The sequence below is a fragment of the Nocardiopsis codii genome (assembly GCF_036327455.1).
Lineage (GTDB): Bacteria > Actinomycetota > Actinomycetes > Streptosporangiales > Streptosporangiaceae > Nocardiopsis > Nocardiopsis codii.
On sequence record NZ_JAUZMY010000016.1, the window covers coordinates 1 to 13,136 of the forward strand.

Annotated in this window: 12 protein-coding genes and 2 tRNA genes; 3 read left to right on the forward strand and 11 right to left on the reverse strand. The window is 70.4% G+C overall.

What is annotated here, in order from left to right; all coding sequences use genetic code 11:
* The 5 genes from Q8791_RS16720 to Q8791_RS16740 form a co-directional block, all read right to left on the reverse strand.
* Window positions 1-292 (reverse strand): ClpX C4-type zinc finger protein (locus Q8791_RS16720; RefSeq protein ID WP_330092781.1); only part of this gene is annotated, 292 nt, incomplete at its 3' end.
* Window positions 293-570: 278 nt separating this feature from the next.
* Window positions 571-1,227, reverse strand: coding sequence for an ATP-dependent Clp protease proteolytic subunit (locus Q8791_RS16725; protein WP_267948591.1), 657 nt, complete (start codon window positions 1,225-1,227; stop codon window positions 571-573).
* Window positions 1,228-1,291: 64 nt separating this feature from the next.
* Entirely contained in the window at window positions 1,292-1,816 is a 525-nt protein-coding gene (locus Q8791_RS16730; protein ID WP_267948590.1) for a ClpP family protease, read from the reverse strand.
* 296 nt (window positions 1,817-2,112) lie between these two features.
* Entirely contained in the window at window positions 2,113-3,600 is a 1,488-nt protein-coding gene (gene tig, locus Q8791_RS16735; RefSeq protein WP_330092650.1) for a trigger factor, read from the reverse strand.
* A gap of 227 nt (window positions 3,601-3,827) precedes the next feature.
* Window positions 3,828-3,902, reverse strand: a tRNA-Pro gene (locus Q8791_RS16740).
* Window positions 3,903-4,019: 117 nt separating this feature from the next.
* Between Q8791_RS16740 and Q8791_RS16745 the strand changes: the two genes are divergently transcribed.
* The 3 genes from Q8791_RS16745 (at window position 4,020) to Q8791_RS16755 (ending at window position 6,953) form a co-directional block, all read left to right on the forward strand.
* Window positions 4,020-4,093: transfer RNA gene (locus Q8791_RS16745), tRNA-Gly, on the forward strand.
* Between the two features lie 339 nt (window positions 4,094-4,432).
* On the forward strand, window positions 4,433-4,936 hold the full coding sequence (locus Q8791_RS16750; RefSeq protein WP_330092651.1) for an adenylyltransferase/cytidyltransferase family protein: 504 nt from the start codon (window positions 4,433-4,435) through the stop codon (window positions 4,934-4,936).
* A 151-nt stretch (window positions 4,937-5,087) separates the two neighbouring features.
* Window positions 5,088-6,953 (forward strand): ABC transporter ATP-binding protein, encoded by a 1,866-nt coding sequence (locus tag Q8791_RS16755; protein WP_330092782.1) that lies wholly within the window; start codon window positions 5,088-5,090, stop codon window positions 6,951-6,953.
* A 251-nt stretch (window positions 6,954-7,204) separates the two neighbouring features.
* On the opposite strand, the gene Q8791_RS16760 is transcribed toward Q8791_RS16755, so the two are convergent.
* The 6 genes from Q8791_RS16760 to Q8791_RS16785 form a co-directional block, all read right to left on the reverse strand.
* Window positions 7,205-7,789, reverse strand: coding sequence for a (2Fe-2S) ferredoxin domain-containing protein (locus Q8791_RS16760; protein ID WP_407942020.1), 585 nt, complete (start codon window positions 7,787-7,789; stop codon window positions 7,205-7,207).
* Between the two features lie 58 nt (window positions 7,790-7,847).
* On the reverse strand, window positions 7,848-8,684 hold the full coding sequence (locus Q8791_RS16765; RefSeq protein ID WP_330092653.1) for a M23 family metallopeptidase: 837 nt from the start codon (window positions 8,682-8,684) through the stop codon (window positions 7,848-7,850).
* 318 nt (window positions 8,685-9,002) lie between these two features.
* On the reverse strand, window positions 9,003-9,200 hold the full coding sequence (locus Q8791_RS16770) for an Rv0909 family putative TA system antitoxin (protein ID WP_330092654.1): 198 nt from the start codon (window positions 9,198-9,200) through the stop codon (window positions 9,003-9,005).
* 105 nt (window positions 9,201-9,305) lie between these two features.
* A complete protein-coding gene (mgtE, locus tag Q8791_RS16775) occupies window positions 9,306-10,649 on the reverse strand; it encodes a magnesium transporter (RefSeq protein WP_330092655.1) in 1,344 nt (447 codons plus the stop codon).
* Between the two features lie 300 nt (window positions 10,650-10,949).
* Window positions 10,950-12,053, reverse strand: coding sequence for a PP2C family protein-serine/threonine phosphatase (locus Q8791_RS16780; protein WP_330092656.1), 1,104 nt, complete (start codon window positions 12,051-12,053; stop codon window positions 10,950-10,952).
* A gap of 587 nt (window positions 12,054-12,640) precedes the next feature.
* On the reverse strand, window positions 12,641-13,108 hold the full coding sequence (locus tag Q8791_RS16785) for a ribose-5-phosphate isomerase (RefSeq protein WP_330092657.1): 468 nt from the start codon (window positions 13,106-13,108) through the stop codon (window positions 12,641-12,643).
* Window positions 13,109-13,136: the final 28 nt, after the last annotated feature.

Below are 13,136 nucleotides of genomic sequence, written 5' to 3' on the forward strand. Positions count from 1 at the left end.
ACCGCACACGCTTGTAGTGGTTGTACACCGCCACCGACAAGGCCTTCTTCGCCTGATCCTGACCGATCACATACGAATCCAGGAACTCGTAGATCTCCCGCGGCTTCGGCAACGAGTCCCACGACAGCTCGGTGGCGTCGGCGAGTTCCTCTTCGATGATCTCGTTGCACAGATCGATGCACTCATCGCAGATGTACACGCCGGGGCCGGCGATGAGCTTCTTCACCTGCTTCTGGCTCTTACCGCAGAATGAGCACTTCAGCAGGTCCCCGCCGTCGCCGATGCGTGCCACCCAGCCACTCCTCAAAACTAAGGCCGCCCCGCCGGTGCCGCTCAGGTGCGAAACCGCACGGAAGTCGAATCTCCCGTACCCGCCCACGAAGGTCACGGACGAGGCGATCTGTGTGTCGCTCTCCGCCAGACTAAGCGAAAAACCGGACCGGCTTCACCACCGGGCTCCCCCAGGCGGGTCAAGGGCCGGTCCGGCCCACGCTTCACCACTACCGAAACTCCCCACCGGAACACTCCGTTCACAGCGGCCGCGGAAGGTCTTTCGGCTCTGTCACACCCCTACTTGAGGGAGGCCTTGCGGTACGGGAGCACGAAGTCGATGATGCCGTACTCCTTGGCCTCCTCCGCCGTGAGGATCTTGTCCCGCTCGATGTCCTTGGAGACCTGCTCCGGCGTGCGGCCGGTGTGGCGGGCCAGGGTGGTCTCCAGCTGCGTACGGATACGGGTGATCTCGTTCGCCTGGATCTCGATGTCGCTGGCCTGGCCGTGCATGCCCTCGGTCGCGGGCTGGTGGATCAGGATGCGGGCGTTGGGAAGCGCGCCGCGCTTCCCGGCCGTCCCTCCCGCGAGCAGGATCGCGGCGGCCGAGGCCGCCTGGCCGATGCACACCGTCTGGATGTCGGGGCGCACGAACTGCATCGTGTCGTAGATCGCCATGAGGGACGTGAACGACCCACCGGGCGAGTTGATGTACATCTGGATGTCCCGCTCGGAGTCGAGCTGCTCAAGGGTGATGAGCTGGGCCATCAGGTCGTTGGCCGACGTGTCGTCGATCTGCACGCCGACGAAGATGATCCGCTCTTCGAAGAGCTTGTTGTACGGATTCATCTCCTTGACGCCGTACGACGTCCGCTCCACGTAGGACGGCAGGACGTAGCGGCTCTGGGGAGCCATCGAGGCCGCGCCGCCGATGAGACTGGGGTTGTACTCGGTCATTTCACGCCTTCCACGCACTGCGCCGTTCCTGGAACCAGGTCCGACGGGTCAACTCTGGGTACGGTCACCTGGTCACGTCGAGGGTGCCCTCGAGCACCTCGTCGATGAAGCCGTACTCCTTGGCCGCCTGAGCGGTGAACCAGCGGTCGCGGTCGGCGTCCTTCTCGATCTGCTCGACCGTCTGCCCCGTGTGCTCCGAGATCTTCTCGATGAACATCTTCTTCACGTAGAGCAGCTGGTCTGCCAGGATCCGGATGTCGGAGGCGGTGCCCCCGATGCCACCGGACGGCTGGTGCATCATGACGCGGGTGTGCGGCAGCGCGTAGCGCTTGCCGGGAGCACCGGCGCACAGGAGCATCTGGCCCATGGAAGCGGCCATGCCGATGCCCACGGTGCGCACGTCGTTGGGGATGTACTGCATGACGTCATAGATCGCCATGCCCGCTGTCACGGACCCACCCGGCGAATTGATGTACAGGGTGATGTCCCGCTGACGGTCCTCGGCGGACAGCAGCAGGAGCTCACCAACCAGGCGGTTCGCGATCTCGTCGTCGACCTGCTGGCCGAGGAAGACGATGCGCTGGCGCAACAGGCGCTGAGGCGTCTGCTCAATAAAAGGGGAAATCTGCGACTCGGACGTACGAGCGTCGAATCGCGGGGACTCATCAAAGGTCGGCGGCACTCTCGTCACCTGCTCCGGAATCGAAACGGTTGCGATACAGCGACACTAACGCCGACGGAAGCCGGGCTCGTCCGGATACCGTCCCTGTTCGCTTTGAGCGCAGGGTGGCGCAGGGCCGTACAGCACTTTCTTCCACCAGCGAACACGTCGGGCCCCGCCCGACCTCGGGGTCGGACGGGGCCCGTGCACGCTGGGCGCTGAGACTACTTGTCTTCCGCCGCGGGGGCGTCGTCGGCCTTGGCCTCGTCAGCCTTGGCCTCCTCGGCCTTCGGCTCCTCGACCTCGACCTCGGCGTCGTCGGCGCCGGTCTCCGCGGTGTCGTCCTCGATGACCTCGAGGGACTCCTCGGCGGCGACCGCCGCGGCCTTGGCCGCGGCCTCCTCGGCGTTCTCCTGCTCGATGACGTTGCCGTCCTCGTCGGTGATCCGGGCGCCGGCCAGGACCAGGTCCATGGCCTTGCCGCGGACGACCTCGGTGAAGGCGACGCGGATCTGGTTGGACTCGACCAGGTGCTGGGCCAGCTGGTCCGGGCTCACGCCCATGCGCTGGGCCTGCTCGAACACGTACTGGCTGAGCTCGCCCTGGTCGGCGCTCAGGTCCTCCTGGATCGCCAGCTGGTCGAGGATGAACCCGGCCTTGACGGCGGAGCGGGCACCGGTGGTGAGCTCCTCGTCGAACTCCTCCTCGGTCTTCTCCTGCGACTCCAGGTAGGCCTCCTTGGTGAGGCCGCCCTGGGCGAGCTGCTGCTCGAGGCTCTCGCGACGACGGGTGATCTCCTCGTCGACGACCGCGTCGGGCAGCGGCACGTCGACGGACTCGATCAGCTGCTCGAGGGCCTTGTCACGGGCCGCGGAGAGCTGCTGGAGGCGGCGGACCTCCGACATGCGCTTGCGCACGTCCTCGCGCAGCTCCTCGATCGTGTCGAACTCGGAGGCCATCTGGGCGAACTCGTCGTCCAGCTCGGGCAGCTCCTTGACCTTCACGCTGTGCACGGTGACGGTGACGTCCGCCTCCTTGCCCTCGTGCTCACCACCGACGAGGGTGGTCTTGAACGTGGCCTCGCCGCCGGCCTCCAGGCCGACGAGGGTCTCGTCGAGGCCCTCCAGCATGGCGTTGGTGCCGACCTCGTAGGAGTAGCCGCTGACCGCCACGTCCTCGAGCTTCTCGCCGTCGATCGCGGCGGAGAGGTCGATGGACAGGTGGTCACCGTTCTCGATGGGGCGGTCGGCGCCCACGAGGGTGGAGAAGCGCTCACGCAGCGTGCTGGTCTGCTCGTCGACCTGCTCGTCGGTGACCTCGGCGCTGTCGACGGTCACCTCGATGCCCCGGTAGTTCTCGACCTCGAACTTGGGGCGGACGTCGACCTCGGCGGTGAACGCGAGCTCCTCGTTGTCCTCCAGCTTGGTGACCTCCACGTCGGGCTGGCCGAGCGCGAAGAGCTCCTCCTTCTGGATGGCTTCGTTGTAGAGCTCCGGAACGGCGTGGTTGACCGCTTCACTGATCACCGCGCCGCGGCCGACGTAGCGGTCGATCAGCCGCGCCGGCGCCTTGCCCGGGCGGAAGCCCTTGATCCGGACCTGCTTGGCGAGCGACTTGTACGTCACGTCGAAAGCGTGATCGAGCTCCTCGAAGGGCACCTCGATGGTCAGCTTGACCCGGGTGGGGCTCAGCTCCTCGACATCGGTCTTCACGGGGCGGTACTCCTAGGTTTGCCGGCTGGTGTCCGCGTCGGCCCGCAGGCGCACCACACACAACGGCGAAATGCACGAGCGCACCCCGGGGCCATGGCGAACACGTTCACACGGGGTGCCCTGCGACGGGCTGGGACTTACAGTTTCCTGCTGATCGCACCAAGTCTAGGGCAGATAGACAGGGGGCCACGGCGTACGGCCGAAGGCCGATGCCACGGATGGTTTCGTCGGGGTGGCGGGATTCGAACCCGCGGCCTCATGCTCCCAAAGCATGCGCGCTAACCAAGCTGCGCTACACCCCGTACACCGCACCAAGGATCGCACTCCCGGGACGGGTGTGCGACCAAGGCTCGGGAGACTGTACTCTTGTCTCCGTCGGCTCCACGAGTCTAGAGGAAACTCGAAGTCTCCGATGCCACGCGGGCGTAGTTCAATGGTAGAACCCCAGCCTTCCAAGCTGGTCATGCGAGTTCGATTCTCGTCGCCCGCTCCACCGCTCCACTCCGGGCCCCGGATGCGCGTCACGCCGCCTCGGCCCCGAACCGGGACACACCGCGACCGCGGCCCGTCGTCGCCCCCGCCGGCCCCTCCCCTGCACGTCGGCGCTCTCGACGCCCCTTCTCCGCTCGGCCCCGCCGATCCCTGAGCCCCACCCGCCCCCCGGTGACGTGCCCCACAGACGCGGCCGTCGAGGCCCGGCGCCGGGGATGACGGCGTCCGGTCCCCTCCCCGAGGCGGAATACCCGCCCCGAACGGGTACGTTGACCTTTCGGGTGAGCCCGTCGGCACGAATCGGACACGGGTGCCCTCGCTTGTGGAGACGGGTGGCTCAATGACGGACACGGACGCGACGCACGAGGCGAGCACTCCCCTCAGCGCCCACTGGTTCGAGCGGCCCGAACTCCTGGAGCGGCCGGCCGTCGTCACCGGCGCCTTCGACGTGCTGCACGTCGGACACGTCCGCTTCCTCCAGTCCATCGCCGAGCGCGGCCTGCCCCTCGTCGTGGGCATCGAGTCCGACCGCCGGGTGGGCGCCTGGAAGGGGCCCGGCCGACCCGTGAACCCCGCCGAGGAGCGCGCCGAGACCGTGGCCGCGCTCGCCTGCGTGGCGGGCGCGTTCGTCATCGAGGGACCTCCCGGTGTCGCCGACTGGTCCGCCTACGCCGAACTGCTGCGCCCGATCGACCCCGCCGCTCTGGCGTACACCGCCGGGGACCGGTACACGCAGGCCAAGATCCGCGGCGCCGACGCCCTCGGCGCCCAGGCCTGGGAGCTCCCCTTCACCCCCGGCCGCTCCACCACCGCGGCGCTCGGCCGCCTCGCCCACTCCCTGTGACGCCCTGACGCGACGGCCTCCGCCCGCGCGGACCGGGACCGCGGCGGGGCCCGGCGGCGGCGCCGCACTCCCTCTGCGGGAAGCCACGCACCTGCACCGGTGTTGACGCAGGCGTGGCGAAGCAGCGACGAGAACGGGGCCGCCCATGTCCATGATGTCGGGAAGACCGTCCTACAGGGCTCTGGTCAACGACGGGAGCGCCAAGGGCCAGCAGTTACCCCCCGGCCTCACCCGCCGGATCATCTCCTACGCCCGCCCCCACTGGCGGGCGATCGTGTGGTTCCTCCTGGTGACCTCCGTCGGCTCCGCCATCGTGGTCGCCAACCCGCTCCTGCTCCGGGCCATCATCGACCAGGGGATCCTGCCGGGGAACACCTCCCTGGTGGTGTGGCTGGCGGTCGCCGCGGCCGGGCTGGCCGTGCTGGAGGGCGTGCTGACCCTGCTGGGCCGGTGGCTGTCCGCGCGGATCGGCGAGGGTGTCATCTACCTGCTGCGGACCCAGGTGTTCACGCACGTGCAGCGGATGCCGCTGGCGTTCTTCACCCGCACCCAGACGGGTTCGCTGATCAGCAGGCTCAACACGGACGTGGTGGGCGCGCAGCGGGCGATCACCTCCGTGCTCCAGTCGGTGCTGTCCAACCTGATCAGCGTGGTGGCGGTGCTCGTCACGATGATCGCCCTGTCGTGGCAGGTGACGCTGGTCGCCCTCGTCCTCGTCCCGCTGTTCCTGGTCCCCGCGAAGCTGATCGGGCGCAGGCTCGCCCACATCTCGCGCGACGCGATGGACAACAACGCGGACATGAGTTCCCTGATGACCGAGCGGTTCAACGTCGGCGGAGCGATGCTGGTCAAGCTGTACGGCCGCCCCGCAGAGGAGTCGGCCGGGTTCGCCGACCGGGCGGGCCGGGTCCGCGACCTGGGCGTCCGCCAGGCGGTCCTCGGTTCCCTGCTGTTCAGCATGCTGGGCCTGATCACGGCGCTGGCCATGGCGATGGTGTACGGGGTCGGCGGACTGCTGGCGATCAACGGGGCGTTCGAGGTGGGCACCCTGGTCGCGCTGACCACCCTGCTCACACGGTTGTACGGACCGGTGACGACCCTGTCCAACGTCCACGTGGAGATCATGACCGCGCTGGTCTCCTTCGACCGGGTCTTCGAGGTGCTGGACCTGGAGCCGGGGATCAAGGAGAGCCCCGACGCCCGGGACCTTCCGCAGGGCCCCCTGGGCGTGGAGTTCGACCACGTGTCCTTCCGGTACCCGGGGGCGCGGGAGTCGTCGGTGGCATCGCTGGAGCTGACCCCCCAGGCGGAGGTCGACGACGACACCCAGGTGTTGAGCGGGGTGTCGTTCCGGGCGGAGCCGGGCACGATGGTGGCCCTGGTCGGCCCGTCGGGCGCGGGGAAAACGACGCTGACCCACCTGGTCTCGCGCCTGTACGACCCGACCGAGGGCGACGTGCGCATCGGCGGTCTGGACCTGCGCGAAGTGACCGGGGACTCGCTGCGGGAGGCGGTGGGCGTGGTCACCCAGGACGCCCAGCTGTTCCACGACACGGTGGGCGCGAACCTGCGGTACGCCCGGCCCGGGGCGACCGACGCCGAGCTGGAGGAGGCGCTGCGGATGGCCCGCCTCGGCCCGCTCCTGGCGCAGCTGCCGAACGGTCTGGAGACGATGGTCGGCGACCGGGGATACCGGCTGTCCGGCGGCGAGAAGCAGCGCCTGGCGATCGCGCGCCTGCTGCTGAAGGCGCCGGCGGTGGTCGTGCTGGACGAGGCGACCGCGCACCTGGACTCGGAGTCCGAGGCCGCCGTGCAGGAGGCCCTGGCGGTGGCGCTGGAGGGGCGGACGTCACTGGTGATCGCGCACCGGCTGGCGACGGTCCGGGAGGCCGACCAGATCCTGGTGCTGGAGGACGGCCGCATCCTGGAGCGGGGCACGCACGACGAGCTGCTCGGGCGGGAAGGCCTCTACACGGCCCTGTACCGCACCCAGTTCGCACCGCAGTCGCGGGCCTGAGGGAAGGAGGCGCCCCGGGGTCCGGGGCGCCCTGCGGCGCCTCTCCGCCGAGTGCCCCCGCCCGGCCCGGCCGTCCAGCGGCCGGACACCGGAGGCGCCGACGGCGACGGAGTGCCGGGGGGTGTCGCAGGGGCTGCGGGCGGTCTCCCGCGGGTCGATGTCCGGCGTTCGGCCCGGTGGTGCCCCACAAGCACGGGGGCGCGGCGGGAGCAGGTCCGGCGGGCGGCCCCGGCAGGAGCCGGAGGCCGGACCTAGGCCTGCGCGGCGGCCTTGCGGGCCCTCTTCTCCTTCTTCCTCGCCTTCTTGTCCTTCTCGTCCTTCTTGTTTTTCTTGGGCTTCTTGGGCTTCTTGGGCTTCTTGGACTCCGCACGGTCCTTGTCCGGCCGCTGCCCCGAACCGGAGGCCTTCTCCGCCCGGGCCCTCTTCTTCTCCCGGGCCTTGTGGCGCTCCTTCTTGGCGGCCTTGGAGTGCTTGGGCTTCTTGTTCTTCTTCGGCTTCTTGGCGTCCTTGGACGTGACGTGGTCGGCGAGGACCGCGGGCAGCGGAGCGACGCCGGGCCCTCCGTCGAAGATCCAGTCGTCGACGGCCTCGACCAGTGCGTCCTCGGTGACCCGTCCCAGCCAGACGGGTTTGCCTCCGGCGGCCCGCCCCTCCTGGGACGGCTGGACGACCACCACGTTGGCCTGGAAGCAGATGCCCAGGCATTTGCTGGTGCGAACGGGGACGGTGCGGCCGGAGTGGTCGTCGATGGCGCTGAGACGGGCGAGCTGGGCCTTGTGGTCCACTCCGGGGACCTTCTTCCGGGTCCCGCAGCAGCAGCCCCGGCAGACCGTCAGCTGGCAGGGGCGCCCCTCGACAGCGCTCACGCTCTTCCCCACCTTCCCACCAGTCTCGTTAGGTTCGCCTTACCTCACCAGCGTAATCGGCCCCGTCGGCGCTCTGACCAGCGGGTACCTCACCGGACTCCGGTGCCTCGACCACGACGGGCCGCCAGGTCTCCGGAAGCCCGGCCCCGCCGTCCCTCCCGTTCCACCCTGACGCCCACACGATCGGCAGGCCCGCGGCGAAGAGGGGCCTCCGGTGGTCCATGAGCTGGACCCGAACCTGGGGTTCGGTGCACGCCCCGGAGTTCCCGCACCTGGCCACCAGCTGCCCCGCGCGCACCGCGTCCCCGCGGCGGACCTCCAGGGAGCCGCGCCGCAGGTGGCCCAGAAGCAGGTGGTCCCCTCCCCCGATGTCGATCACCAGGTGGTTGCCGAGCATCCCCGCCGGGCCGCGCAACTCCCGCAGCGTGTTCTCCACCACCGCGCCGAACAGCCACGGCCACGAGTTGCGGCTGCGGTGGTCGCGCCGCCGGTCGTGCGCCGTCACCACCGTCCCGTCGGCGGGGGCGTACACGGGTCGGCCGAAGGCCGGGAAGTCCTCCGGCGGGCGGCTGAGCGGACGCCAGGCGATGTCGGGGCGGGCGTCTCCCCCGGGCTCGGCCACCAGGCCGAGCGCGTAGGTCTGCCCGTAGGCGTGGCTGCCCTGGCTCGGGACCCCGTCCACGGGGCTGGTGAGCGCCATCCACCTGCCGCGCACCGGGGGCAGCACCGTCCTGGGCTCGCGCCGCACGGTACCCGCGCGCAGGTACACGGCCAGCGCCACGACGAGCAGCGCCGCACCCGCCCACCACGGCACCCCGGCGTAACCGGCGAGCAGGACGAGTGTGGCCGCCCACATCAGCGGCATACGGATCCTGGCCAGCAGGACCGGCAGGCGCCCGCCCCCCGGCCCGATCCCCCGGCGCCCGGGGGCCCGCGGGTCCCCGGGGCCGCCCGGGTCATCCGCACGAACCGGTGTGTTCGAGGCGTCCGAAACCACGGGAGCCGTCCGGCTCTGCGCGGGGTCCTGCGCGGTCGTGTCGACCGGTACGGCCGACGCGGGCGGGGTTCCCGGCACGGCCGACGCGGGCGGGGCGTCCGGGTCCGGGGAACAGAACGGGGCGGGTGAGGGCATCCTCCATTGTGGACGCTCCCCGCCCGCCCCGCTCACGCACGGCGGCCGATGCTACTTCTTGTCGTCCCGGGCACGCTTGCGCAGGTACTCCGTCGCGGCTCCGGCCCCCTTGTCGATCCTGTCGTCGTGGGCACCTCCCGTGGCCTTCTTCGCGGCTTGGGCTGCCTTGCCGACCAGGCCCTGGGCCTTCTCGGCGTTGTCGTCGACGGCCTTCTTCAGCCGGTTGAACGCATCTCCGGTACCGGACATGGAATCCCCCCTAGATCCGTCCTGCTCCTGACGCGATACCCGGTTCGAGGGGTATTCATGCGGATCGTGCCGCCACGACCGGGCCGGCGCCGGACCGCGGTCGGGTCAGATGCCCAGAACCAGTCGGGCGATGGAGAAGTAGATGATCAGACCGGTGGCGTCCACGAGGGTCGCCACCATCGGGGAGGAGACCACGGCGGGGTCCACGCCGACCTTGCGCGCGAAGAGCGGCATGGCCGATCCGATGATCGCCGCCCACGTGCACACGGCGATCACGGAGCACGCCACCACCGCGGCGACCGCGAAACCGACCAGCAGGGAGCCGATGGCCAGGGCGAGCCCCGCGAGCATGATGCCCAGGAGCAGGCCGACCCGCGCCTCCTTCCAGATGACCCGGGGGAGGTCGCGCACCCGCACCTCGCCCACGGCCAGGGCGCGCACGATGGCGGTGGCCGACTGGGCGCCGACGTTTCCACCGGTGCCGATGAGCATCGGGACGAACATGGCCAGCGCCGTGACCTCCTCCAGCGTGGTCTCGAACGCCTGCATCACGTTGACCGTGAGCGTGGCCGCGACGATGAGCAGCATCAGCCAGACCGACCTCGCGCCCACGAGCCGCAGCACACTGACGGAGACGTAGTGGTCGCCGACGGGGCTGGCGCCGGACTGCCGGGCCATGTCCTCGGAGTCAGCGGCCTCGATGACCTCCAGGGCGTCGTCGAAGGTCAGCAGGCCCAGGAACCGGTCCTCGGAGTCCACGACGGCCAGGGAGACGAGGTTGGCCTCCTGCATGAGGCGGGCGGCGTCCTCCGCGGGCTCGGACGCTCGCACCCGGGGGGCGAACACGTCCACGATGTCCTTGAGCAGCCGGTCGTCGTCGCTGATGACCAGGTCTCCCAGGGTGACCGTGCCGACCAGTCGGCGGCCGTCGCTGACCACCGGGAGGGTGTAGATGGTCTCGGCGTCGGCGCCCCGGGCCCGCACGACCTCCAGTGCCCGGCCCACCAGCAGGTCGCGGTGCAGGATGACCGTCTCCGGGGTCATGTAGCGGCCGACGGAGTCCTCGGGGTAGCCCAGGAGCGAGGCGGTCATCTTGCGCTCGGCGGGGCTGAGGCCCGCCAGTGCCCGCGTCGCGATCTTCGCGGGAGCCTCCCCGATGAGGCGGGCCCGGTCGTCCGGGTCCATCTCCTCCAGGATCTCGTGGAAGGCGCTGTCGCGGAGGCCGAGCAGGATGGCCTGCTGCTGGCTGGGGTCGAGTTCCTCGAAGACCTCCAGCTCACGGTCCTTGTCCAGGAGCCGGAACGGGATGATCGCGTCGCCGCCGGCCATACGGGAGAGTTCGTCGGCGATCTCGTAGGGCCTGTGTTCGGCCAACCAGAGCCGGATACCGGTCAGGTCGTTGTCCTCGACCAGTTCGATCAGTTCTGCAGCGCGCTCGCCTTCTGACATGCGAAGCACCCCCTCGCGTCTCCTACGCCCTGCGGGGAGGACCCGCGGGCGACACCAGTCGTCGGATAGCGGTGGGCCTGTGGAAGGGCCCCGCTCCGGTCCCGTCGTCACTGGTGTGGTGGGCCGTGGGAGTTGGCGCCCGGGGGCTGTGGGGGCGGGCACGGCGATCCGGGGACGTGTACGGACTGACCGCCGTACGCGGGGACGGGGAGCATTCCGACCTTACCCTCAGGCAGGGCCGGCCGCCGCACCCCGCACCTCGCGGCGCGGCACGGGGAGGGCTCGGACGGCCCGTGGGTCTCAGTCGCGCCAGAGGACGACGAGGGCGCAGTCGTCGTTCTTGTCCTTGGAGAGCGTGTCGACGATCTCCCCGGCCCCGGTGGCGAACCCCTGGGGGACGAGCCGCTCGGCCTCGCCGAGAAGCCGGTCGATCCCGGCGTCGAGATCCTCACCTGGGGTTTCGATGAGGCCGTCGGTGCAGAGCATGATGGCGTCGCCGGGCCGGAGCTTGCCCTGGGCGGAGGTGTAGGTCATCTCGGGGATGACGCCGAGGACCACACCCTTGGCCTCGGTGGTGCTCCAGAGTCCGGCTCCGCTGTCGTAGTGCAGCGCGGGCGGGTGCCCGGCGGAGGCGATCTGGTACTCGCCTGTGTCGAGGTCCACACTCAGGTGCACCGCGGTCACGAACCCCTCGCCGCCGCTGTTGCGCATGAGGTAGTCGTTGCAGTGGGCGAGGAAGTCCTCCGTGCGCACCGCGCCGATCAGGCCGCTGAAGGCCCCGGAGAGCATGAGCGCGCGCGTCCCGGCGTCCACGCCCTTGCCGGAGACGTCCACCACGGCCACGTCCAGCCTGTTGTCCTTGCGGATGGAGACGACGAAGTCGCCCCCGAAGGAGGAGCCGCCGGCCTGGCGGAGGACCGCGGTGCGCCCCCAACCGTCGGGGAGCCCAGGCATCCGGCCCTGGTGGCGGAGCCGGTCGCGCAGGTCCAGCAGCATCATCTCGCCGCTGAGCCCCTGGACTCCGAGGCGTTCGCGCACCCCCGACAGCAGGTAGGAGAGGACGGCGGTGACCCCGATCGTGACGAGCAGGCCCGGCCCGACCTGCCCGAAGTCGAGCATGTAGGCGACGAACACCAGGACGGCGGCGACCACGCCGAGCAGGAACGCCAGGCTCTTGCGCTTGAGGAGCAGTCCGCCGGCCAGCACGGTGAGGATCGTGGAGCTGGGCGGGAACCAGCCGGAGGGGCCCCACACGGCCCCTACGCCGATGCCCACGGCCAGGGTGACGAGGGTGATGAGGACGAGCCTGTAGCGGAACAGCACCTTGCGCCGGAGCACCGCGACGAGCCTCTGCGCTGTGGAGCGCAGGAGCCGGGTGGTCTTGGCGGTCGGTGTGGGCTTCATGAATCCTCATCATCGGCGCACCCGCTCACCAGCGGGGTCACCCTCTCGGGCGGCGAGGTCGGACGGCACGGTCGGACGGCCGCGGGGGCCGCGTCGCCACCGGGCACCGGTTCGGCTGGCCGGGGGCGGTGTGGGGCACCCCCCGGTCGTGGTGGCTGGATACGCAGCTCGCCGGGCACCACCGTGCCGCGGACAACGAGGGCCCGCCACTGTGCACGAACTGTAGCGCGGGGGGTGTCGCCCTGGCACGTGCAACCAGCGGTGTTCTCCCCCAAACCGAGGGTTTGGGTTCAGCCGATAACCGAGCGTACGGAGGCGGGCACTCCCCCGGTGCCGGTGGAACGGCCCCGACTTCCGGGGATGTACACCCTTCTCGGACACTGTTCCGTGACCGGACGCGCCCGGGGGCCGGGGCCGGGACTCGGCGCGCGTCCCGGGGACGCGGCCGGACCTCAGGATCTCACAGCGGCAGGGGCCCCACCAGGGCCCCCGACCGGGCACGCCGCTCCGGGGGGAGAGCCGGGGGTCGGGCAGCGGAACGCCCCCGGGCGGCGGACGGGGACCGCGGCCCGGGGGCGGGGGACGGGTTACGGGAGGGGCGGCAGCTCGCCGGTCTCCTCGTAGTCCGTGAGCATCGCGATGCGGCGGGTGTGCCGCTCCTCGTCGCTGTACGGGGTGGCGAGGAAGACCTCCACGAAGCGGGCCGCCTCCTCCAGGGAGTGCATCCGGCCGCCGATGCCGAGCACGTTGGCGTCGTTGTGCTCACGCGCCAGGCGGGCGGTGTCCTCGCTCCAGGCCAGGGCGGCGCGGACGCCCCTGACCTTGTTGGCGGCGATCTGCTCGCCGTTGCCCGATCCGCCGATGACCACGCCCAGCGAGCCGGGGTCGGAGGCGACGCCCTCGGCGGCGCGCAGGACGAAGGGCGGGTAGTCGTCCACCGCGTCGTAGACGCGGGGGCCCGCGTCGACGACCTCGTGGCCCCTCTCCTTCAGCCAGGAGACGAGGTGTTCTTTGAGCTCGAAGCCCGCATGATCTGATCCAAGGTAAACACGCACGTGTCCAGTCTGGCAGGTCACAGGGGCA

What these genes read in the sequence shown, in the direction of transcription:
- Q8791_RS16725 (WP_267948591.1), bottom strand. Translation starts at nt 1,227, where the DNA reads ATGACCGAGTACAACCCCAGTCTCATCGGCGGCGCGGCCTCGATGGCT.
- mgtE (WP_330092655.1), bottom strand. Translation starts at nt 10,649, where the DNA reads ATGTCAGAAGGCGAGCGCGCTGCAGAACTGATCGAACTGGTCGAGGAC.
- Q8791_RS16770 (WP_330092654.1), bottom strand. Translation starts at nt 9,200, where the DNA reads ATGTCCGGTACCGGAGATGCGTTCAACCGGCTGAAGAAGGCCGTCGAC.
- Q8791_RS16755 (WP_330092782.1), top strand. Translation starts at nt 5,088, where the DNA reads ATGATGTCGGGAAGACCGTCCTACAGGGCTCTGGTCAACGACGGGAGC.
- Q8791_RS16780 (WP_330092656.1), bottom strand. Translation starts at nt 12,053, where the DNA reads ATGAAGCCCACACCGACCGCCAAGACCACCCGGCTCCTGCGCTCCACA.
- Q8791_RS16765 (WP_330092653.1), bottom strand. Translation starts at nt 8,684, where the DNA reads ATGCCGCTGATGTGGGCGGCCACACTCGTCCTGCTCGCCGGTTACGCC.
- Q8791_RS16750 (WP_330092651.1), top strand. Translation starts at nt 4,433, where the DNA reads ATGACGGACACGGACGCGACGCACGAGGCGAGCACTCCCCTCAGCGCC.